Genomic DNA, 1,373 nt, shown 5'->3' with positions numbered 1-1,373 from the left:
CGAGCGAGAAGCAGCCCGTGCGCTACTACTCGACGATCGACCCGCGGCTCTTTCACAACATCATCGCGAAGTACAACAACGGCCACGTCCTCGATCTGAAAGACGCCGCCTGTCGGACGAAGGGGTAACGCATGTTCGGTAAATTGACGCTTTCTGCCATCCCGTTCGATCAGCCGATCGTCATGGGCGCGGCCGTGTTCATGGCGCTCGTCGCGCTCTCGGTCGTCGGCACGCTGACCTACACGAAGCGCTGGAAATGGCTGTGGTCCGAGTGGCTCACGTCGGTCGACCACAAGAAGATCGGTGTGATGTACATCATCGTCGCGGTACTGATGCTGCTGCGCGGCTTCGCCGACGCCGTGATGATGCGCCTGCAGCTCGCGCTCGCATACAACGGCCCGGGCTACCTGCCACCGCATCATTACGATCAGATCTTCACCGCGCACGGCGTCATCATGATCTTCTTCATGGCGATGGCGCTCCTCATCGGGCTCTTCAACCTGATCGTGCCGCTACAGATCGGCGCGCGCGACGTCGCGTTCCCGTTCCTCAATTCGCTGAGCTTCTGGATGACGGCCGTCGCCGCGCTGCTGATGAACGTCTCGCTCATCGTCGGCGAATTCGCGCAAACAGGCTGGCTCGCGTATCCGCCGCTGTCGGAGCTGCAGTTCAGTCCGGGCGTCGGCGTCGATTACTACTTGTGGGCATTGCAGATATCCGGCGTCGGCACGCTGATCACCGCGATCAACTTCTTCGTGACGATCATCCGGATGCGCGCGCCTGGCATGACGCTGATGAAGATGCCCGTGTTCACGTGGACCGCGCTCTGCTCGAACGTCCTCATCATGGCGACGTTCCCGATCCTGACGGTCGCGCTCGCCCTCCTCGCGCTCGACCGCTACCTCGGCATGCACTTCTTCACGAACGACGCCGGCGGCAACGCGATGGTCTACCTGAACCTGATCTGGGCGTGGGGCCATCCCGAGGTGTACATCCTCGTGCTGCCCGCGTTCGGCATCTATTCGGAAGTGATCTCGACGTTCTCGAAGAAGCCGCTCTTCGGCTACAAGACGATGGTCTACGCGTCGTGCGTGATCATGGTGCTCGCGTTCCTCGTGTGGCTGCACCACTTCTTCACGATGGGCTCGGGCGCGAACGTGAACGCGTTTTTCGGGATCATGACGATGGTGATCGCGATTCCGACCGGCGTGAAGATCTTCAACTGGCTGTTTACGATGTACCGCGGCCGCATCGAGTTCACCGCGCCCGTGCTGTGGACGATCGGCTTCATGGTGACGTTCACGCTCGGCGGGATGACGGGCGTGATGATGGCGATCCCCGGCGCGGACTTCGTGCTGCACAACAGCCTGTTC

The 1,373-nt window shown here is 61.4% G+C and carries 2 protein-coding genes; both read left to right on the top strand.

What is annotated here, in order from left to right:
- Positions 1-128: COX aromatic rich motif-containing protein (locus tag X946_RS30335; protein WP_200886423.1), on the top strand; the 128-nt coding region annotated here is incomplete at its 5' end.
- 3 nt (positions 129-131) lie between these two features.
- Positions 132-1,373 (top strand): cbb3-type cytochrome c oxidase subunit I (locus X946_RS05850; RefSeq protein WP_038744851.1); only part of this gene is annotated, 1,242 nt, incomplete at its 3' end.

It is taken from the genome of Burkholderia sp. ABCPW 111 (assembly GCF_000773065.1).
Classification (GTDB): Bacteria; Pseudomonadota; Gammaproteobacteria; order Burkholderiales; family Burkholderiaceae; genus Burkholderia; species Burkholderia savannae.
Note: the sequence above shows the minus strand (reverse complement) of the source record. Positions and strands in the feature narration are given on the sequence as shown.